The sequence below is a fragment of the Chryseobacterium daecheongense genome (assembly GCF_003729955.1).
Classification (GTDB): Bacteria; Bacteroidota; Bacteroidia; order Flavobacteriales; family Weeksellaceae; genus Chryseobacterium; species Chryseobacterium daecheongense.
Genome location: NZ_RJTX01000001.1, coordinates 1,250,956 through 1,270,639, shown reverse-complemented (window position 1 = coordinate 1,270,639; position 19,684 = coordinate 1,250,956). Strand labels below are relative to the sequence as shown.

Genomic DNA, 19,684 nt, shown 5'->3' with positions numbered 1-19,684 from the left:
TTCAAAAATTGTTAACTTTGACTCAGTAAAAATTAAAAATGAACCAAAAGAAAATACTCTTAATAGACGATGAACTGGATATTTTAGAGATTCTGTCTTACAATTTAGAAAAAGAAGGTTACGACATTTACACCGCTACCAATGGTAATGAAGGGATAGAAAAAGCAAAGGATATTATTCCGGACCTTATCCTGCTAGATGTGATGATGCCTGAAAAAGATGGTATCGAAACTTGCCAGGAACTTCGCAAAATAAAAGAGCTTCAGAAAACACTGATTGTTTTCCTTTCCGCCAGAAGTGAAGAGTTTTCTCAATTGGCAGGTTTCCAGGCAGGAGCCAATGATTACATTGTAAAGCTCATCAAACCGAAAATTCTGACCTCTAAAGTAAATGCCCTGTTACAATTAACTTCTCAGGTTTCAGACAACGCAAAGCTGATTGAAATTGGAGACCTTGTTATTGATAAGGATAATTTCAGAGTTTCTAAAAATGGGCAACAGTTCTTACTCCCTAAAAAAGAATTCGATTTATTATATCTTTTGGCTTCCAATACGGAAAAGGTTTTCAAAAGAGAGGAAATCCTTGAAAAGGTATGGGGAAATGATGTGATTGTGGGAGAAAGAACTATAGATGTTCATATCAGAAGATTAAGAGAAAAATTAGGAATTAATACGATCCAGACCTTGAAAGGAATAGGTTATAAGCTAATCGTATAATCCTAAAAAGATCTATCTTTATATCAACCAATAAAACGTTGTAAAATTGAAATTTTACAGACTTACCCTCGTCGCCTCGTGTCTTCTGACACTGGTGATGTTTCTTTTAGTAGTCATTTTCGATTCACTAAAAGATATTTATTACAGAACGCCCTTTTTCAAAATGGGCCTCTTTATCTGTGTAGTCCTTATTTTTATCATTAATTATGTAGTCCTTGAACTGTTGTTCAATTATTACGGTAAAAAGCAGGTACGTACCATTTCTGAAATCCTTCCGCAGGAAATGGTGAATGACAATGACGAAAACATTACCATTAAAGAATTAGGAGAAAGATTTTCTGACCTCAATCAGCAGAAAGTTTCCCAGATCGACATGATGAAAGAAATGGAAAGCTACCGTAAAGAATATATAGGAAATGTTTCCCATGAACTCAAAACTCCTTTGTTTTCCATTCAGGGGTATGTAGAGACTTTGAGAGAAGGAGGGGTGGAAAACCTGGGTATCAGAGACAAATATCTGGAAAGAATTGGGATCTCCGTAGAAAGACTCATTGCCATAGTTACGGATCTGGATATGATCAACAGGCTGGAAGCAGGAGAGATCAATCTTACGGTTTCCAGATTTGATGTGAATCTCCTGATCAAAGAGATCTTTGACCTTCTTGACCTTGAAGCGGAAAAAAACAATACAACCCTACAAATTCAGACCCTGCATCCGCAGATCTTTGTAGATGCAGATAAACAGAAAATTTCCCAGGTCTTTATCAATCTAATCTCCAATGCCATTCATTATGCCAACAGACAGGAAGCAAAAGTGGTGGTGAAAACCAGTGTTCTTAAAAACAAAGTGCTTATTGAAGTGATAGACAACGGGATGGGAATCAAACCTGAAATTCTGCCAAGAATCTTTGAAAGATTCTACCGTGTGGAAACCAGCAGAAGCAGACGAGAAGGTGGCTCCGGATTAGGCTTGGCCATCGTAAAACACATCCTTGAAGCTCATAACGAAAACATTACAGTAGAAAGTGTATATTTAGAAGGAACCAAGTTCAGTTTTATGCTTGAAAAAAGTAAATAACTCCGCAAAATGTATGAAAAAAAAATATTTTAAAAAATTCTGAAATATTTTTTTGTGACATGTCATTTATTATATATTTGCAACAGAAATTTATCATAATAATAAGGCAAAAAGAAATTTAAAAAACTGGTATGGTTTACAAAATCCGCGTAATATTAGATGCGAAAGAAGACATTTTCCGTGATATAGAAATTAAGGGAAAACAGACTCTATGGAACTTACATTTAGGAATTAAAAGCGCGTTCAGTCTTCAAGGTGACGAACTTTCCACTTTTAATTTACTGGAAGAAGATGGAACAATCGTGAAAAGCGTTCCGTTGGAAGATATGAGTGATGACGGAGATGGTGAGATTATGTCGGATGTTTATATTGATGAGGCATTTGAAAGTATTGGAGACAAAGCTCAGTTTCAATATGGTCTTTTAGATCTTTGGGAATTTTTTTGCGAGCTTGTTGAAATTATTGAAGAAACAAAAGGGGTGAATTACCCGATCACTGTATACAGATTCGGAAACGTTCCTTTAAAAGCTCCTAGTAAGAACGGAAGCTCAGGAGGGTCCAAAAAGAAATCGGCAATGCCGTTAATGGATGATGATTTCAGCTTTGATGACGATTTTTCCGGAGGAAACTTTTCAGATGAAGACGATGATACTTTTGATGACGAGGAAGAAGAAGATTACAATGATGATATCTTCGATGATGAGGAAGATGATAACGACGAAAGATAAACACAATATAAGCCCTGAGTAATGTCGGGGCTTTTTTTATACCTTAATTTCTGATTGGCAAAATCGTAAAATCGCAGAACTGCGGAATCACAAAAAGAATAAAAGATCAATTTAGTTTACAATTTAGCAATTTCACGGTTTCACGATTTTACGGTTTCGCAGTTTTCGACTTTCGCATTTTTGCTATTTTGCCACTCACCAAACAATCCTTACTTTTGTTAAAACTTGATTAATGAAGAAAATAATTTTAACAGCAATTATTGGCTTGGGAATTGTATCCTGTGCTGTTCAAAATACAAACAAAAAGACGACTATGGATTTGCCGAAAGAATGGAAACACACCACAAATATCTATGAAGTTAATCTAAGACAATATACTCAGGAAGGTACTTTCAAAGCATTTGAAAAAGAAATGCCCCGCCTGAAATCTATGGGAGTGAAAACACTCTGGTTTATGCCCATTACACCTATTGCCCAGCAAAATAAAAAAGGGAGTCTGGGAAGTCAGTATGCGGCAGCAGATTATACCTCCATCAATCCCGAATTCGGAACATTGAATGATTTCAAGCATATGGTGAATGAAGCCCACAGATTAGGCTTCAAGGTAATCATTGACTGGGTGGCCAATCATACAGGTTGGGATCATATCTGGACCAAAACCCATCCCGAATTCTATCTGAAAGATCCTGACGGAAAATTCCACATTGCTTCCGGAATGGATGATATCATCGAGCTGGACTATAAGAACCAGGAAATGAGAAAAGAAATGATTGATGCCATGAAATATTGGGTGAAAGAAACCAATATCGACGGATTCAGATGTGACCTGGCTTCATGGGTGGAAGTGGATTTCTGGCAACAGGCCCGTCCTGAAGTGGAAAAAATCAAGCCTCTTTTCTGGATAGGAGAATTTGATGAGCTTGAAAATCCGGATTACGGAAAAGTATTTGACGCAAGCTATTCATGGACATGGATGCACAAATCTGAAGATTATTACAAGAAAAATCTTCCTTTGCAGGAGTTAAAAGACCTATTGATAAAATATTCTGCGATAGGAGATGCTTCCATGAGAGCGTGGTTCACCACCAATCATGATGAGAATTCCTGGAATGGAACGGAATACGAAAAATATGGAACTATAGCCAAACCGATGGCTGTATTTTCTGCAACTTGGAATGGAATCCCACTATTATATTCAGGGCAGGAATTGCCCAATATGAAAAGACTGGAATTCTTTGAAAAAGATGTCATTGAATGGAACGGGAATTACCAGATGGCTGATTTTTATAAGACATTGCTGAACCTGAAATCTTCAAACCCGGCTTTACGTGGTGGAGATCCTAATGTAACCACTTATTTGCTCAACACAACTGCAAACGACAAAATTTTGGCTTATGTAAGGAAAAATGGAAAAGATGAGGTTCTTGTTGTTTTAAATATGTCAAAGGAATCTGTGAACTTCAGTATTGAAGATGAACATGTATCCGGCAGTTTTAAAAATGTTTTTGAAGGATCGAAGAGGGATTTTAATGCAGGAAAAGATTTCAGTTTTAAACCTTCGGATTTCGCCGTATTTGAAAAGTAAAATAAAAATTTGATCAATAAGAGCGGGTTTTAGCCCGCTTTTTTAATCCAATAGAAAAGGCATAGCCTAATGAAAGAATGGACAAATCAAAAATAGTAGAAATCATCAAAAATAAAATCTCCGAAAAGATCAGGAATTTTGAAAATCTGATCACAGAAACCCGTGCTTCCAATAACGACACCAAAAGCTCAATGGGAGATAAATATGAAACCGGCCGGGAAATGCTTCAGCAGGAGATCAATAACCTTCAGAGGCAGCTCAATGAAGCTCTGTATCAGCAAGGGCTTATTCAAAAAGTATCTGCGGACCCTTCTGAAAAAGTACAAAACGGAGCTTTAGTGAAAACCGATAAAGGATTGTTTTATATTTCCGCTTCTGTGGGGGAAATTGTTTTTGAGAATAACAAGATCATGACGATTTCGGATGAAGCTCCTTTGGCAAAAGCGATGATGGGGCTAAGAGCAGGACAAACATTTTCCATTAATAATACACATCAGACAATTGAAAATATTTGGTAACTAAATCTAATTAATATGAAACTTAAAAATATAATCATACTTCTGTTTTTTCTGGGAAGCATAACGATAGGAGCTCAGATAAGAGCCAACCTTTCCAGAGGATATGATCTGCAATCCGTTGAGATGAAAATAGGAGATCTTACCGTTACCCTTGACGGAAGCGGACAAATTGCAGGTTTCTATTCCGGAGCTCTCGAAGGGAATATCGATTATTATGATAATGAAAACTTTGAAAAATACAGATATGGCAAAGTAAAAAACATTGGCAATATCAATGTAGATTATTGGAGCTCACTGAATGAAACGGATACCAAATACGGAAAAATTAAAAATATCGGAAACCTCACCGTAGAATACTGGGACGGAATCAATGTAGAAAGAGAAAAGTTCGGGAAAGTAAAACGCATTGGAAATATGGATGTTGATTATTGGACGAAGGATGGTTTCGATGAAAGAAAAACAGGGAAGATTAAAAGCATCGGAGATATTTCTATAGAATACGGAGCCTATGAAACCCTTAATCAAAGCAAATATGGGAAAATAACCAGATTCGGACCAGTAACTTTGGATTATTGGAGTGACGGCTTTATGGATAAAAAGAAATTCGGCAGGCTGAAATCCGTAAAAGGAAACAGTAAAAATATCATGGTAGTTTTTTTATAACGAAACGTTTGATAAAATCTAATAGTTTTTCACTTACTTTTTTTCTAAATTTGAACCATAAAAATCGCTTTTCAACATGCAAAATTACTTAGACCTTTTACAGCATATTTTAGACAACGGAACAGATAAAGCAGACAGAACCGGTACCGGAACAAGAAGTGTTTTCGGATATCAGCTGAGATATGACCTGTCAAAAGGTTTCCCTTTGGTAACTACCAAGAAAGTGCATTTGAAATCCATTATTTATGAACTGCTTTGGTTCTTAAAAGGCGATACCAATATCAAATACCTGAATGACAATGGAGTGTCCATCTGGGATGAATGGGCTGATGAAAACGGCGATCTGGGACCAGTGTACGGAGCACAGTGGAGAAGCTGGAAAGGAGCTGATAACAAAGTAGTGGACCAGATCTCGGACGTGATCGATCAGATCAAAAAAAATCCGGATTCCAGGAGATTGATCGTTTCCGCATGGAATGTTGCCGAAATCCCGAATATGGCTTTAGCGCCATGTCACGCGTTATTTCAGTTCTATGTTGCTGATGGTAAACTATCCCTTCAGTTATATCAGAGAAGCGCAGATGTTTTCCTTGGCGTTCCATTTAACATTGCAAGCTACGCCTTATTGCTGATGATGGTGGCGCAGGTTTGTGATTTGGAAGTGGGAGATTATGTTCACAGCTTCGGAGACGTTCACATTTACAACAATCATTTTGAACAGGTCAATAAACAACTTTCAAGAGAACCGAGACCACTTCCTGCCATGAAATTGAATCCCGAAGTGAAAAATATTTTTGATTTTAATTTTGAAGATTTCACGCTGGAAAATTACGATCCGCATCCGGGAATCAAAGCACCTGTAGCTGTCTAAATTTTGGTGGAATTAAAGAGCGGTGAATGTAACAAACCCCTCTGTTTTACGACATATAAGTGAAACTTCATGAGTATGTTCAGTAAACTGTTTTTCAGTGTTTCCGTTACGGCTTTCAGTTTGGGCTTTGCTCAACATATCAATACACAAAAATTAAATGATTACTTCAAAGCTTTAGATGAGAATCATAAAGTAATGGGAAGTTTTGCTATTGCGGATAAAGGAAAAATAATTTATACCAATGCCGTTGGTTTTGCTGATGTGGAAAGCAAAAAGAAAGCGGATATCAATACCGTTTACAGAATCGGATCCATCACCAAAACTTTCACGGCTGTTCTGGTAATGAAAGCTGTTGAAGACAAGAAATTGGCCTTAGATACGAAATTAAGCTATTTTTTCCCTAAGGTGGAAAATGCGGATAAAATAACCATATCGGATCTTTTAAGCCATAGAAGCGGAATTCGAAGTTATACTGATAATCCTTTGTATTCAGTATATTATACTCAGCCGATTACAAAAGAAAAATTAGTTGAGATTATTGAAAAAGCAGGTTCGGATTTTGAACCGGGATCTCAATTTACCTACAGTAATTCCAATTATACTTTATTGGCATATATTCTGGAAAAAGTATATAAAAGCTCTTATTCAGAGCTCGTTAATACATTTATTGCACAGCCTTTACATCTAAAGTATACTAAAGTTGGCGGTAAAATCGATTCTTCAAAAAATAACGCCCATTCCTATGCTTATGAAGGAAATACCTACATAAAAAGCCCGGAAACAGATATGTCTGTTCCAGGTGGTGCGGGAGCTATTGTCTCTACGCCTTCTGAGCTCATTGCCTTTATGAACGGCTTGATTTCCGGAAAATTGATTTCTAATAACAGTTTTAAAACAATGAAACAGTTCAAAGATGGTTATGGTTTTGGATTATTTGAAATGCCTTTGAATGATAAAAAAGGGATAGGTCATAATGGAAGTATTGATGGATTTCAATCAGGATTATTTTATGTGGCGGATGGAGAAAAAACATTCTCAATGATTACCAACCAATCCGGTTATGATCATCAGAATATCTTCAATACATTGGCGAGCGCTGCTTATGGAAAAGATATTACCATTCCAACCTTTGAAGTAGTAACACTTTCTGAAGAAGAACTTCAGCCGTTGGTAGGAACCTATGTCACAAAAGAAATGCCTTTAAAATTTAATATCTTTATCAAAAATAAAACATTAATGGCTCAGGCGACGGGGCAGGGAGAATTTCCCTTGGAAGCCACTTCAAAGACCAGCTTCAAATTCGATATGGCAGGAATAACCATTGATTTTGACCCGGCTAAAAAGCTATTTGTGATCAAGCAAGGATCAGATGCAACCACATTTACCAAAGAATAAAATATCATGAAATATTTAAAAATCAACATAGAGGAAAAAGCTGATATTGAAGCCCTGAAAAATGCAGTTCTTCAATTGAAAGGGGTAAGTACAGCAGAGATCATTGATGATGAAAATCCTGAAAGCGAACTGAAAAAAGCTTTTGCCAAAACCAAAGAGCAACTTAAAACCGGCGACTACGAAACATTAGTCAATGATATTTTCGATATATTAACAAAAAATAATTCTAAAAATAATAAATAGACAGATGAAAAAGGCTATTCTATCCATTGCCATACTGGGAATTCTATTTTCCGCCAATGTATCGGCACAAACCGAAACTTCAGGAAGAGAAGTATACAGAGCTACTCATACCAAAGTAACGGAACTGAAGCATACCAAGCTGAAAGTGAATTTCGATTATCAAAAAGAACAAATGAACGGAGAAGAATGGTTAACAGCCTCGCCTTATTTTTATCCTTCCAATGAACTGGTTCTTGATGCGAAAAGTATGCTGATTCATGAAGTAGCCTTAGACAATAACGGCAAAAAGTCTCCTTTAAAATATGAATATAAAGATGATATTTTAAAGATCAGCTTAGATAAAACTTATCAGAGAAACCAGGATTACACGGTATACATCAAATATACATCCCGTCCGAACGAAGTGAAACAGCAGGGAAGTGCTGCGATTAATGATGCAAAAGGTTTATACTTTATCAATGCTCAAGGGAAAGATCCTGATAAACCAACTCAAATATGGACACAGGGAGAAACGGAATCTTCTTCAGCATGGTTTCCAACCATTGATAAGCCCAACCAAAAAACAACTCAGGAGATCTATATGACCGTTCCTGACAAATATGTAACACTATCCAACGGTGTTTTAAAGGATTCTCAAAAAGAATCCAACGGTTTAAGAACTGATCATTGGGTAATGGATAAAAGACATTCAACCTATCTTTTCTTTATGGGAGTGGGAGAATATGCCATCGTAAAAGACAAATGGAAAAACATTCCGGTAGATTACTATATTGAGAAAGAATACGAACCTTACGCAAAACAGATCTACGGAAATACTCCTGAAATGATCGAGTTTTTCTCCAAAAAACTGGGTTATGATTATCCGTGGGCAAAATATGCACAGATTTCTGGAAGAGATTACGTGAGTGGAGCGATGGAAAATACTACGGCAACCCTTCACGGAAGCGATATTTTACAAAAACCGGGACAATTGATCGATGAAAACACATGGGAAGACACCATTGCTCACGAATTGTTCCATCATTGGTTCGGAGATCTGGTAACGGCGGAAAGCTGGAGCAATCTTACCGTTAACGAATCTTTCGCCAACTATTCAGAATACCTTTGGAATGAGTACAAATACGGAAAAGATCAGGCAGATTATCATCAGATGACCGATGTGAATATGTATATCCATAATCCCGGAGATTTCAAGAAAAATCTGGTAAGATTCAATTATGATTCCCGTGAGGATGTGTTTGATCTGGTAACCTATCAGAAAGGAGGTGGAATTCTGCACATGTTGAGAAACTACTTAGGAGATGATGCCTTCTTTGCCGGCATGACGGATTACCTGAAAACCAATGAGTATCAGAATGCAGAAGCACATCAGTTGAGATTATCATTTGAAAAAGTTTCAGGAAAAGACCTGAACTGGTTCTTCAATCAGTGGTATTACGGAAGCGGAAATCCAAAACTGAACTATTCCTATACTTACGAGCCGGTTAAAAAACAGGTTTTGGTTACTATTAATCAATCGCAGGATCAACCGTTCGAGTTTCCTCTGGCTATTGATGTTTATGATAACGGAAAACCAAAGAGATATAATGTATGGGTGAAAGCCGAAGCTAAAAATACTTTCAATTTTGATGCTTCCAAAAACCCGGATCTGATTAATATTAATGCAGATGGAGTTCTTTTATCAGATATTACAGATACCAAAACTCCTGAACAATATCTGATGCAGTTCACCAATTCAAAAGAATTAAAAAGCAGATATAATGCATTGAATGGGATCAAAGACCAGATAGGTAAAAATGCAGCTGCTACGAAATTATTGGCAGCAGCATTAAAAGATCCGTATTTCAGAATAAGAATGAAAGCATTGGAACTGATGGATCTTACCAACCCGGAGCAAATGAAAGCTTTAGGAGCAGATGTTGAAAAACTGGCTTCCAACGATCCTAAAACCTTGGTTCAGGCTGCCGCAATTGCTGCTTTAGCGAAAACTAAAGATAAAAAATACCTTCCGATTTTTGAAAAAGGAGTGAATGCAGTTTCTAATTCCGTAAAAGGAAATTCATTAGGCGCTATTTCGGCAATTGACCCTTCAAGAATAAGCTCTTTGGCGGATAAAATTGATCTGGAAGGAGCTTCAGATGATCTATTGACGCAATTATTACCTATTGTCGTAAAAAATAAAATTACTTCTCAAATGGCTAATATCGCACCGATAGCAGCATTTTATCCGTTCGTGAAATTCCAAAATCCGGAATTGGGTAAGGCGGCTGAAGATGGTTTCAACTGGATTATGAGTTCAGACAATCAAAAAGCCACAGAAAGTATTACTAAAATGCTCGCCCGTGCAAAAGGACAAATCGGAGATAATCCACAGGCTAAAATGATGATAAGCCAAATGTTGAAGGATGGTCTAAGTAAAAAGATGGAGCTGTTGAAGCAAAGCCCTCAAAGTGCGACAAGCATTAATAAACAGATCGATGCCATAAATAAAGCAATTGAAGATTTTAAATAATTTATTCTAAAATTTCTTTAGTTTGAAAATATGATAACCGTTATTTTTTAAATAGCGGTTATTTTATTGATTAGTGGTTTATTTTAAATTTTTAATATTAATATTTTGGAATATTTGATTTATTTGCTTTTATATTTTAATTTTGTTGTTGAATTAATATTTAAAATAATGTCAATGAAAACAAAATTACTTTTTAAAAAAATGAAGAATCGATATCTTTTTTTATTCCTTGCAGTTTTTTCTGTGTCGGCTGTAAAAGCGCAGGTTTCAACTTTTCCCTGGACAGAAACTTTTGAAGACAGTTCCCCTACAAGACCCGGCTGGACGCAGATCTATGAAACCAATACAATGCCATGGACTTTTGTTTCATCTGCAACAACCGGAAGTATAGGTATAACGGCTTTCGCGGGAACAAAATTTGCCAACTTTCCGGCTAACTCTTCTAGTGCAGACAAAACAAAGCTGGTGACACCACCATTAAATACTGCAGGATTGGCGACACCAAAAATCAGTTTCTATCTAATTAATCCGCAACAAGGTGCCAATGCAAACTGGGTGAGAATTTATTATAGGTTGTCACCGACAGATCCATGGAATATGCTGATGGGCTTTCAACCTCCTTTCAGCGCATGGTATTTCTTTGGAAATATTGGCGTTCCTCCGAATGTTTACCAGATTGCCATCGAATGCGAAAATGCTCAGGGATATTCTACTTTAGTTGATAATTTTACAGTAAGCAATGATGTTTTAAGTGTAAATGATGTAATGGCTTCTTCGGGATCATCCATTAAATATTATCCTAATCCAGTTAAAAACGCATTGAATTATACAGGTAGGGAAAGAATAAACGAAATAAATATTTACGATGTAAACGGGAAAAAAGTACAGGCCCATAAAGTAAACTCTGAAAAGGGAACCATAGATGTGTCGGCTTTGAATGATGGTATGTATATTATTTCAGGAACTGCCGGAAGCGGAACAGAAACTTTTAAAATAATTAAAAATTAAGAGATAGTTTAATTAATCATAGGTTATAAATATGTAAAATTTAAACTTTAATTTCATAATTTGCGCTAAGGCACTTTTCATTTAAGGTGCCTTTTTAAGTGATATGTGTAAGGAATTAGAGAAATTTAGCGGATCATAACTGATTAAACATTTACATTTTTTAAATTCGTATTAAAAATAAATTATATGGCTTTTGGAATCGAGGCAGCAAGCTATTATGTGCCTTCTTTGTATTTGGAAATTAAGGATTTAGCAGGAAAAAGAGGAATTGATCCTGCAAAATTGGAAAAAGGATTAGGATTACATAAAATGGGATTGCCCGATGTTCATGAGGATGCAGCTACTTTTGCGGCAGAAGCATTATTAAAATTAATACAAGATTATCATATTCATCCTAAAGACATATCCAGGATTTATTTAGGAACTGAAAGTGCCCTTGATGCAGCGAAACCTACTGCGTCTTATACCATACAAATGGTAGAGAAGGTATTGGAAAAAGAATTCGGAGCCAGATGCTTCAAAAACTGTGATGTAGTTGATATGACTTTCGCATGCGTAGGAGCGGTGGATGCTCTTCATAATTCCCTCGATTTTGTAAGAGTGAATCCGGATAAAAAAGCCATTGTCATTGCCAGTGACTATGCAAAATATGAATTGGCTTCTTCCGGAGAATATACGCAAGGAGGAGGAGCCGTGTCTTTATTAATTTCCGCACAACCTGATCTTTTGGAAATTGAAAACCATTGGGGAGTAGCTACAGAAAGCGTTTTTGATTTCTTCAAGCCAAGAAGATATTACAAAAAAGAAGATTTAAAGAACAGTCCCGAGTCTTTTCCGGACAAAATAGAGATTTTTACGGATGAGCCAGTGTTTGACGGACAATATTCTAATCAATGTTATCAAGATAGGATAAGAGAGGCTTATCAACATTATAAAGAAGTTTCTGGAAAAGATCAACCTTATAAGAACTGGAAGTATCTTATTTTCCACCTTCCTTATGCTTTCCATGGAAAAAGAGTCTTTACAGAAATTTATAGTCTGGAAAACGGTCTTTCTTATGAAACTCCTGAAGAGCAGAAGTCTGTGGCAAAATCTGAAGAATATATCCAATTCATCAATGATACAATAGAAAAGACACAAAGAGCTTCTTCTGAAATCGGGAATATGTATACAGCCTCAATCTTTATGGCACTTCTTTCTGCATTGCAGACCTCTTTTAATGAGAATGAAGAATTAGCAGGAGAAGAAATAGGCTTTTTAGGGTACGGAAGTGGTTCCAAATCAAAAGTTTTTGCCGGCAAAGTTTCAGAAAACTGGAAACAAGTGGTTTCAAAGTGGGATTTGTTCGAAAATCTAAAAAACAGAACTGCTATCGATTTTGAAACGTATGAAAAGCTACATAGAAAACAAGTAGATCAATCTGTTAATCAAAATTATAAAGGATTTGGATTGGATACTGTAGAACTGGAAAATCCGGTTTTGAAAGGAGCGAGGTATTATAATTATTCAGATTAAGATAGTATAAAAGCATCTCTGAACTAAATTGTAATGATTGATTATAGCAATTAACAGGCTGTTGTGTTGTCATCATGTCACCATATGGCTTATCTTGGGGTTACCAAAACTTACAGGAACAGGATTAACTTTCCACTTGCGATCACTATTTTATCCTATGAGTCATGATTTATACTCTTAATCATCTAAAAAATTCATTATAATATATATTAATCTCCAGATGTAAAGTTCTGGAGGTTAATATTTAATCAATATAGATTTTAAATTATTGGCTTAAGATATAAAATTACTCAAAAAACGCCATCTTATTCTGAAAATTCTTCGGTGTTACTCCCACCAATTGTTTAAACACCCTGTTAAAATAGTTAGCATCTGAAAATCCTGTCTGATAAGCAGTTTCTTTAATGCTGTTTTGACTGGCTAATAGCTCTTTAGCCCGATTAATCCTCTCCTGCAAAATGAATTCATTAGGGGAAGTTCCCAATTCATCCTTAAACATTTTGAAAAAATTTGACTTGCTTACATAAGCCAGTTTAGCGATGCTGTCAATAGAAAGCTTTTGATGAAGATTCTTTTTGATGTAATCTACAACGAAGCCCATTCTTGATTTATTTTTAGCAATATTCTTCTCAACCATACTTCTTGCCTGGGTTTGCATAAGCCTTATTAAGAGCTCTTTCAAAGCAAAATCGGCCATAATATCTTTTTGAGAATTATCATCCATAGCAATTCTCATGATATTGTTGGTGGCAGAGGCAAGGGATTTATTATTAAACAAAAAATATTCATCTAGTTGAATATTCCATTGAGAAGTTTCGTCAACTTTCGGCAGGTTGTAGTTTAAATAATTTAAAGAATCTTCAATAAACTCCGGATTAAGGCTCAGAGAAATACATTGCGAAGGGGTTTCGTCGGCTTCAGGAAAATCAATGACCATTGTTTCTCCGGGGGCAACCAGGACACTTTCTCCCGGAAGATATTCGAAATAATTGGTTTTATGCTCAAGTTTCATCCACTTTTTACCTTGAAGCATAGCCGTAAAAGCAATAGTGTCAAAATGAAGTTTTATGTCAAAAGCAGCCTTATGAGTCTCATATATGCTGAACTCACAATTGGTTAGATTGAATTTCGTCTGATTTTCAATTAGGCTCAATAGCTGATTTTCCTTCTTTAATTCAGGAGTATTTAATAAAACTTTATTATTATTCATTTCTAAATATTTTTTATTGCCTATTCTATCAAATATAGAAATTTAAAAGCTAAGCAGATGTTAATAAAATTATAAAATCAAATGCCTGCACTATTTTGAAGTTTTTTTGTAGGATTATGCTATACGTTTTTTGAGGGTAAGTGTAATTTGGTGTCACAGAAAAATTAAAATTACACTAATATGAGTACAATAACAGAATCGAAATCAGGTACAACATTACAATGGCCTGAATTCAGAAGTCAGTATAATAATTATATTGACGGTAAATTTACTGCACCGGTTAACGGGCAGTATTTTGATGTAGTTTCACCAGTTGACGGAAAGGTATTTACCCAGGCAGCACATTCATCCAAAGAAGATTTGGAGTTGGCCGTTAATGCAGCCGAAAAGGCATTCCATACCTGGAAAGATACTTCATCTACGGAAAGAAGTATTATATTAAATAAAATTGCAGACAGAATAGAGAAAAACCTTGAATATCTTGCAACAGTGGAAACTATTGATAATGGTAAAGCCGTAAGAGAAACTTTGGCTGCAGATCTGCCTCTAGCAATAGACCATTTCAGATATTTTGCATCAGTAATCCGTGCAGAAGAAGGTTTTCATAACGAGCTGGACAAGGATACCGTTTCTCTTATTATTCATGAACCGCTTGGAGTAATAGCACAGATCATCCCTTGGAATTTTCCTTTGTTAATGGCTGTTTGGAAATTGGCTCCAGCCTTAGCTGCAGGGAATTGTGTAGTGCTGAAACCTGCAGAAAGTACACCAATTTCCATCATGATTTTAATGGAAATTATAGGTGATCTATTGCCTGAAGGTGTTGTAAATATTGTAAACGGTTTTGGTGCAGAATTGGGAAGAGCATTAGTAACAAACCCAAAAGTTTCAAAAGCTGCGTTTACAGGTTCCACAGCTACAGGACGTATGGTAATGCAGTATGCAACAGAAAGTATCATCCCCGTAACATTGGAATTAGGAGGTAAGTCACCCAATATTTTTTTCAGTTCAGTAATGGATGCAGATGATGAATTTTTAGATAAAGCCATTGAAGGGGCCGTTCTTTTTGCGTTAAATCAGGGAGAAATATGTACTTGTCCTTCCAGGCTGTTAGTACAGGAAGATATTGCAGATAAATTTATTAAAAAAGTAGTTGAAAGAGTAAAAGCTATTAAAATAGGTAACCCATTAGATAAAACTGTAATGATGGGAGCTCAGGCGTCAAAGATTCAAAAAGATAAAATTCTTTCTTATATTAAATTAGGAAAAGAAGAAGGAGCGGAAGTTTTAGTTGGCGGCGATGTAAACGACGTAGGGGAAGGACTGGAAAACGGATATTATATCCAGCCGACTATCTTCAAGGGAAATAACAGAATGAGAATCTTCCAGGAGGAAATTTTTGGTCCTGTATTGGCTTTCACGACATTTAAGGATGAGGAAGAAGCAGTAAAAATTGCAAACGATACCATTTATGGTCTTGGAGCAGGTGTTTGGACAAGAGACGCACATCAGTTGTATACCATTCCGCGTCAGATTCAGGCGGGTAGAGTTTGGGTGAATCAGTATCACTCTTATCCGGCAGGAGCACCTTTCGGGGGGTATAAACAATCCGGAATAGGCAGGGAAAATCATAAAATGATGTTGGATCATTACCGCCAGACTAAAAACATGTTGATTTCTTATAATAAAAACAAATTGGGTTTCTTTTAATTTTAATATTGAAGCTGCCTGTTAGTCTCGTTATTAAAAACGGGGCAAAACGGTAGTTTTCTGACAGCATCCTATACTCAAATTAAATTAAAACAAAAGTAAAATATGATTCCAAAAACTATGAAAGCTGCAGTAGTACAAGGCTACGGGCAACCACTGAAAATAGAAGAAGTTCCTGTAAGAGAACCCGGAAGATATGAGGTATTGGTAAAAGTTATTGCTTGTGGTGTTTGTCATACAGATTTGCATGCTGTAGACGGCGATTGGCCGGTAAAGCCAAAAATGCCTCTGATTCCCGGACACGAGGGAGTCGGTATTGTGGTTGCCTGTGGACCGGAAGCTCAGGTAAAAGAAGGAGATGCAGTAGGAGTTCCTTGGCTGTACAGCGCATGTGGATGTTGTGATTATTGTATCACGGGTTGGGAAACCCTTTGTGAGGCTCAGAAGAATGGAGGGTATAGTGTGGACGGTGGTTTTGCAGAATATGTAATCGCAGATTCAAGATATGTGGGGCATTTAAAATCGAATGTTAACTTTTTGGAAATTGCTCCTATTCTTTGTGCAGGTGTAACTGTTTATAAAGGTTTAAAAGAAACCGAAACAAGACCGGGAGAATGGGTGGCTATTTCAGGAATCGGTGGATTAGGACATGTTGCAGTTCAGTATGCAAAAGCAATGGGTATGCATGTGGCAGCAATTGATGTCGCAGACGATAAACTTGAACTTGCTAAAAAACTAGGAGCAGATCTGGTAGTGAACGCAAAAAATACAGATCCCGGAGAATATTTACATAAAGAAGTTGGCGGAATGCATGGTGCATTAATTACAGCGGTTTCTCCTATTGCTTTTAAGCAGGGAATCGATGTTTTAAGAAGAAAAGGAACTATTGCATTAAATGGGCTTCCTCCAGGTTCTTTTGAATTGCCGATTTTTGAAACAGTTCTAAAAAGAATAACCGTAAGAGGTTCTATTGTCGGAACAAGAAAAGACCTTCAGGAAGCATTGGATTTTGCTAACGAAGGCTTGGTAAAAGCTACAGTAACTTCAGCAAAATTAGAAGACATTAATGATGTATTTGATAAAATGAAAAAAGGACAGATTGATGGCAGGATTGTTCTTGATATTGCCAGTGCAAACTAAATTATAATAGTATATCATAAAACCTGGCAGAAATTATTTTGTCAGGTTTTTACTTACAGGAAAATCAAAATCTTGAGTTTTCCTACCATTAAAAAGCTTTATGATTAATTTAGATTCATAGTAAAAAAGAAAAAATGGAAACAAAAATACCCAGGCTATCAGCTACGGAAAAAGCGTTGGAAGTCATTTGGGAATTAGAAAAAAAATACGGTGATCTTATGTTCTATCAGGCAGGAGGTTGCTGTGAAGGTACTCAGCCTCAATGCTTTGAGAAAGGAAGGTTTCACCCAAGAATGAACGATGCCATGATAGGAACCATCAACGGTCACGAATTTTGGATCGATCGCGATTTATTCGAGTACTGGAAATATTCGCATTTTACATTAGATGTTCTTGATGGTTTCGGGCCTGGAGGTTTTTCTTTGGAGACACCGTTGGGTAAAACATTTAAAGTTCATTACAGGCTTTTTACTCCAGAAGAATATGAAAATCTGGAACCTGTAAAAAGAAGTGAGTAAAGGCAGTATTAATAAGTTCATATTGAATAGTTAGTTAAAAGAAATCTATTAAAATCTGTATAAGCTACGAAAGGGTTAAACCTTTACAAACCGATTAACAAACATTGCCGCCACAACATCTCCAACCGCATTCAAAACGGTTGCTAAAGGATCAACCAGCGTACCGATAATCATTACTGCAGGAATAGCTTCCTGTGGTAATTTGTATACAGAGATCATCAACATTTCACCAATATAGCCTCCATTAGGAATTCCACCAGCAACAATACTCACAAAAACCGTAATCCCAAGCGCTAATAAAAGATTGGATGGCTCAAAGAAATCCCTTCCGATAATCAAAAAAGCTACGTAAATCTTAATAATCGAAGACATGGATGAACCATTTTTATGCAGTGTAGTTCCAATCGGGATCACCAGATTCGCAATAGAGTTTGGAATGCCAATTTTAGAAGCTGCCTGTAAATTAGCAGGCATGGTCGCAAAACTGCTACATGTGCTTAATGCCGTAAGAGTGGGGTAAATAGCATTGGTCCAAAAGCTTTTGACTCCATTTCGTCCATTCGCCATGAAAGCATACAAAGAGAAAAATACAAGGAAATAAATAATTCCGGCAATATAGTAAAGTCCTAATGGTTTTCCATAAAAACCAAAAAGCTGAGGTCCTAAAGTGGCCACCTGATACGCAAAATAAGCACCTAAACCAATCGGAGCCAGCTTCATAATCAATAAAAGCAATTCTTTCATTACTTCGTATCCCGAAGCAATAAAGATTCTGAACGGTTGTCCTTTTTCACCTGCTTTTCTAGCTGCAAACCCTGTTAAGAATGCAAAGATCAAAAGAGCCAGCATATTTCTTCTCGAAAATAACTCTGTAAATTCTCCTACAGTGAAAAAGCTTACAATTCTGTTGCCCCAACTATCCTGATTGGCAGTTTCCGTAACCATTTCAGAACTTCCTGAAATTGAGGACACCGGAAAAAGATATACCGCGCAGATCGTAAAAATAGCCGCAATTAAAATAAAAAGCAAAAAGGTGAAAGACATGGTAAGAATAATCCTCCCGAATTTTGACTGTTGTTCCAAAGAAGCAATAGAGTTGGAAACCGCAAAAAATACCAACGGAACCACACTCACGAAAAGCAGATTAAGAAAAATATCTCCTGATGGCTTAATATAATCCACCACAGCAGGTGCGGCAATGCCTATAATGCTCCCAATCGTAATTCCTAACAGTAACAATAAAATTCCGGAGTAGTTTTTCAGTACCTCTTTCATACAGGGCTTTTTATCAAAGATAGGCTTATTTTTAACATTCTGTTATATAATTTTTAGGCTTAAAATTTCTAAATTTGAGTAAACATCGTTTCTATGGCTTATATCGATTATTATAAAATTTTAGGAGTACAGAAGAATGCCACCCAAGACGAGATCAAAAAAGCCTACCGAAAACTCGCCAGAAAATTACATCCGGACCTTAACCCTGATGATAAGGAGGCTGAAAAGAAATTCAAAGAACTTAATGAAGCCAATGAGGTATTAAGTAACCCAGAAAACAGGGCCAAATATGATAAATATGGAGAACACTGGAAACATGGGGAAGAATATGAAAAAGCCCAGCAACAGCAAAGGCAGTATCAAAGCCAGGATTATGGAGGTTTTTCAGGAGCTGATTTCGGAGAGGGAGAAGATTTTTCAGACTTCTTTCAGAGTATGTTTGGGGGAACCGGAGGTTTCAGGAGAAGCTCCCGCGGAAGCGCTTCCGGAAAATTCAAAGGACAGGATATGCATGCTGAGCTGAATTTAAATTTAAGGGATGCGGCTAAAACCCATCCTCAAACCTTTGAAATTAATGGTAAAAAAGTAAGGATCACCATTCCGGCAGGCGTATATGACGGGCAACAGATCAAGCTGAAAGGACACGGGAATCCAGGCTTTAATGGTGGCCCGAATGGAGATTTATATATTACTTTCAATATTCCTCCGGATCCGGATTTTGAAAGGGTAGGAGATGACCTGAAAACAAAAGTGACAATCGATCTATACACGGCTGTTTTAGGAGGAGATGTAATGGTAAATACACTGGATGGAAGCGTGAACCTAAAAGTAAAGCCCGGGACGCAGAACGGAACTACTGTACGACTAAAAGGTAAAGGATTTCCCGTGTATAAAAAAGAAGGACAGTTTGGCGATTTATTTGTGACGTATGATATCAAATTGCCGACCCATCTCACAGACAAGCAGAAAGAACTTTTTGAACAACTTAAAAATTCCTAA

At 36.6% G+C, this 19,684-nt stretch carries 18 protein-coding genes; 16 read left to right on the top strand and 2 right to left on the bottom strand.

The features are described 5' to 3' along the window. The first annotated feature begins 38 nt into the window (after positions 1 to 38). From EGI05_RS05885 to EGI05_RS05830, 12 genes are all read left to right on the top strand, one after another. The gene (locus EGI05_RS05885) at positions 39 to 716 is read left to right on the top strand and encodes a response regulator transcription factor (RefSeq protein WP_123262116.1); all 678 of its coding nucleotides are present in this window, start codon (positions 39 to 41) and stop codon (positions 714 to 716) included. 46 nt (positions 717 to 762) lie between these two features. Next, on the top strand, positions 763 to 1,794 hold the full coding sequence (locus tag EGI05_RS05880) for a sensor histidine kinase (protein ID WP_123262115.1): 1,032 nt from the start codon (positions 763 to 765) through the stop codon (positions 1,792 to 1,794). A gap of 131 nt (positions 1,795 to 1,925) precedes the next feature. Continuing rightward, positions 1,926 to 2,522 carry an IS1096 element passenger TnpR family protein gene (locus EGI05_RS05875; RefSeq protein WP_123262114.1) on the top strand — a complete coding sequence of 199 codons (597 nt, stop codon included), beginning with the start codon at positions 1,926 to 1,928 and terminating at the stop codon, positions 2,520 to 2,522. A gap of 232 nt (positions 2,523 to 2,754) precedes the next feature. Then, complete coding sequence (locus EGI05_RS05870; RefSeq protein ID WP_123262113.1) at positions 2,755 to 4,107, top strand: alpha-amylase family glycosyl hydrolase; 1,353 nt, start codon at positions 2,755 to 2,757, stop codon at positions 4,105 to 4,107. A 77-nt stretch (positions 4,108 to 4,184) separates the two neighbouring features. Further along, the gene (locus tag EGI05_RS05865; protein ID WP_123262112.1) at positions 4,185 to 4,625 is read left to right on the top strand and encodes a hypothetical protein; all 441 of its coding nucleotides are present in this window, start codon (positions 4,185 to 4,187) and stop codon (positions 4,623 to 4,625) included. A gap of 15 nt (positions 4,626 to 4,640) precedes the next feature. Beyond that, positions 4,641 to 5,288 (top strand): hypothetical protein, encoded by a 648-nt coding sequence (locus EGI05_RS05860; RefSeq protein ID WP_123262111.1) that lies wholly within the window; start codon positions 4,641 to 4,643, stop codon positions 5,286 to 5,288. A 76-nt stretch (positions 5,289 to 5,364) separates the two neighbouring features. Then, positions 5,365 to 6,159 (top strand): thymidylate synthase, encoded by a 795-nt coding sequence (locus EGI05_RS05855; protein ID WP_123262110.1) that lies wholly within the window; start codon positions 5,365 to 5,367, stop codon positions 6,157 to 6,159. A 75-nt stretch (positions 6,160 to 6,234) separates the two neighbouring features. Continuing rightward, positions 6,235 to 7,554: a serine hydrolase domain-containing protein gene (locus tag EGI05_RS05850; RefSeq protein WP_123262109.1), complete on the top strand. Its 1,320-nt coding sequence runs from the start codon at positions 6,235 to 6,237 to the stop codon at positions 7,552 to 7,554. Positions 7,555 to 7,560: 6 nt separating this feature from the next. Continuing rightward, positions 7,561 to 7,797, top strand: a complete 237-nt coding sequence (locus EGI05_RS05845) for a hypothetical protein (RefSeq protein ID WP_123262108.1) — start codon at positions 7,561 to 7,563, stop codon at positions 7,795 to 7,797. Between the two features lie 4 nt (positions 7,798 to 7,801). Continuing rightward, positions 7,802 to 10,309: a M1 family metallopeptidase gene (locus tag EGI05_RS05840; RefSeq protein ID WP_123262107.1), complete on the top strand. Its 2,508-nt coding sequence runs from the start codon at positions 7,802 to 7,804 to the stop codon at positions 10,307 to 10,309. A 174-nt stretch (positions 10,310 to 10,483) separates the two neighbouring features. Further along, a complete protein-coding gene (locus EGI05_RS05835; RefSeq protein WP_166668306.1) occupies positions 10,484 to 11,317 on the top strand; it encodes a T9SS type A sorting domain-containing protein in 834 nt (277 codons plus the stop codon). Positions 11,318 to 11,503: 186 nt separating this feature from the next. Beyond that, positions 11,504 to 12,832 (top strand): hydroxymethylglutaryl-CoA synthase family protein, encoded by a 1,329-nt coding sequence (locus EGI05_RS05830; protein WP_123262105.1) that lies wholly within the window; start codon positions 11,504 to 11,506, stop codon positions 12,830 to 12,832. A gap of 286 nt (positions 12,833 to 13,118) precedes the next feature. Here EGI05_RS05830 and EGI05_RS05825 read toward each other — a convergent pair whose 3' ends face one another. Beyond that, on the bottom strand, positions 13,119 to 14,042 hold the full coding sequence (locus tag EGI05_RS05825) for an AraC family transcriptional regulator (RefSeq protein WP_123262104.1): 924 nt from the start codon (positions 14,040 to 14,042) through the stop codon (positions 13,119 to 13,121). A gap of 180 nt (positions 14,043 to 14,222) precedes the next feature. On the opposite strand from EGI05_RS05825, the gene EGI05_RS05820 reads away from it, so the two are divergent. From EGI05_RS05820 to EGI05_RS05810, 3 genes are all read left to right on the top strand, one after another. Beyond that, positions 14,223 to 15,752 carry an aldehyde dehydrogenase family protein gene (locus tag EGI05_RS05820; RefSeq protein ID WP_123262103.1) on the top strand — a complete coding sequence of 510 codons (1,530 nt, stop codon included), beginning with the start codon at positions 14,223 to 14,225 and terminating at the stop codon, positions 15,750 to 15,752. Between the two features lie 105 nt (positions 15,753 to 15,857). Beyond that, on the top strand, positions 15,858 to 16,892 hold the full coding sequence (gene adhP / locus EGI05_RS05815) for an alcohol dehydrogenase AdhP (RefSeq protein ID WP_123262102.1): 1,035 nt from the start codon (positions 15,858 to 15,860) through the stop codon (positions 16,890 to 16,892). Positions 16,893 to 17,026: 134 nt separating this feature from the next. Next, the gene (locus tag EGI05_RS05810; protein ID WP_123262101.1) at positions 17,027 to 17,410 is read left to right on the top strand and encodes a DUF779 domain-containing protein; all 384 of its coding nucleotides are present in this window, start codon (positions 17,027 to 17,029) and stop codon (positions 17,408 to 17,410) included. Between the two features lie 75 nt (positions 17,411 to 17,485). On the opposite strand, the gene EGI05_RS05805 is transcribed toward EGI05_RS05810, so the two are convergent. Continuing rightward, complete coding sequence (locus tag EGI05_RS05805) at positions 17,486 to 18,685, bottom strand: dicarboxylate/amino acid:cation symporter (RefSeq protein ID WP_123262100.1); 1,200 nt, start codon at positions 18,683 to 18,685, stop codon at positions 17,486 to 17,488. Positions 18,686 to 18,778: 93 nt separating this feature from the next. Between EGI05_RS05805 and EGI05_RS05800 the strand changes: the two genes are divergently transcribed. Then, positions 18,779 to 19,684 carry a DnaJ C-terminal domain-containing protein gene (locus EGI05_RS05800; protein ID WP_123262099.1) on the top strand — a complete coding sequence of 302 codons (906 nt, stop codon included), beginning with the start codon at positions 18,779 to 18,781 and terminating at the stop codon, positions 19,682 to 19,684.

Bases quoted from the DNA above. Each gene is read 5' to 3' on its own strand.
- EGI05_RS05885 (WP_123262116.1), top strand. From the start codon at position 39: ATGAACCAAAAGAAAATACTCTTAATAGACGATGAACTGGATATTTTA.
- EGI05_RS05875 (WP_123262114.1), top strand. From the start codon at position 1,926: ATGGTTTACAAAATCCGCGTAATATTAGATGCGAAAGAAGACATTTTC.
- EGI05_RS05870 (WP_123262113.1), top strand. From the start codon at position 2,755: ATGAAGAAAATAATTTTAACAGCAATTATTGGCTTGGGAATTGTATCC.
- EGI05_RS05865 (WP_123262112.1), top strand. From the start codon at position 4,185: ATGGACAAATCAAAAATAGTAGAAATCATCAAAAATAAAATCTCCGAA.
- EGI05_RS05860 (WP_123262111.1), top strand. From the start codon at position 4,641: ATGAAACTTAAAAATATAATCATACTTCTGTTTTTTCTGGGAAGCATA.
- EGI05_RS05855 (WP_123262110.1), top strand. From the start codon at position 5,365: ATGCAAAATTACTTAGACCTTTTACAGCATATTTTAGACAACGGAACA.
- EGI05_RS05850 (WP_123262109.1), top strand. From the start codon at position 6,235: ATGTTCAGTAAACTGTTTTTCAGTGTTTCCGTTACGGCTTTCAGTTTG.
- EGI05_RS05845 (WP_123262108.1), top strand. From the start codon at position 7,561: ATGAAATATTTAAAAATCAACATAGAGGAAAAAGCTGATATTGAAGCC.
- EGI05_RS05840 (WP_123262107.1), top strand. From the start codon at position 7,802: ATGAAAAAGGCTATTCTATCCATTGCCATACTGGGAATTCTATTTTCC.
- EGI05_RS05835 (WP_166668306.1), top strand. From the start codon at position 10,484: ATGAAAACAAAATTACTTTTTAAAAAAATGAAGAATCGATATCTTTTT.
- EGI05_RS05830 (WP_123262105.1), top strand. From the start codon at position 11,504: ATGGCTTTTGGAATCGAGGCAGCAAGCTATTATGTGCCTTCTTTGTAT.
- EGI05_RS05825 (WP_123262104.1), bottom strand. From the start codon at position 14,042: ATGAATAATAATAAAGTTTTATTAAATACTCCTGAATTAAAGAAGGAA.
- EGI05_RS05820 (WP_123262103.1), top strand. From the start codon at position 14,223: ATGAGTACAATAACAGAATCGAAATCAGGTACAACATTACAATGGCCT.
- adhP (WP_123262102.1), top strand. From the start codon at position 15,858: ATGATTCCAAAAACTATGAAAGCTGCAGTAGTACAAGGCTACGGGCAA.
- EGI05_RS05810 (WP_123262101.1), top strand. From the start codon at position 17,027: ATGGAAACAAAAATACCCAGGCTATCAGCTACGGAAAAAGCGTTGGAA.
- EGI05_RS05805 (WP_123262100.1), bottom strand. From the start codon at position 18,685: ATGAAAGAGGTACTGAAAAACTACTCCGGAATTTTATTGTTACTGTTA.
- EGI05_RS05800 (WP_123262099.1), top strand. From the start codon at position 18,779: ATGGCTTATATCGATTATTATAAAATTTTAGGAGTACAGAAGAATGCC.